We start from the raw sequence: 475 nt of genomic DNA on the forward strand, positions 1-475 counted from the left end.
CATCCCCAGCACCGGGAACGCTTCGCCCTGTTCGATGTGTTCGCCCCGAGCTATGAGGTCGAGGAACTGACCAAGCGCCGCCTGCTGGGTGATGGCGAGCGGCGTTTCCGCTCGGTGCCCAACCCGCTGCATGCCCACAGGCCGCAGCCATGCTGAGAACCAACCGGCTCAAGCAAAAGCTCGCCACGGGCCAGGTGGTACATGGACTGATCAGTTCGATTCCGTCACCGGCGGCCATCGAACTGATCGCCGAGGCCGGTTTCGACTTCGTGATCATCGACATGGAACACGTGCTGATCAATCCGGAAACCGTCGAGCACATGATTCGCACGGCGGAAGCCTATGACCTGACACCGTTGGCGCGGGTCGCCGACCTCGATCCGAAGACCCTGTTGCGCCTGCTCGATGGCGGTGCCCAGGGTATCGTCCTGCCGATGGTCGAATGCCCGGTGCAACTGGCCGCGGCCATCGCCGC

1 protein-coding gene is annotated in these 475 nt (G+C 63.8%); it reads left to right on the forward strand.

All coding sequences use genetic code 11. The annotated features are described in order from the left end of the window. Window positions 1–149: 149 nt before the first annotated feature. Window positions 150–475 (forward strand): aldolase/citrate lyase family protein (locus HX773_RS25585; RefSeq protein ID WP_255433341.1); only part of this gene is annotated, 326 nt, incomplete at its 3' end.

Source organism: Pantoea sp. B9002 (assembly GCF_013385945.1).
Classification (GTDB): Bacteria; Pseudomonadota; Gammaproteobacteria; order Enterobacterales; family Enterobacteriaceae; genus Pantoea.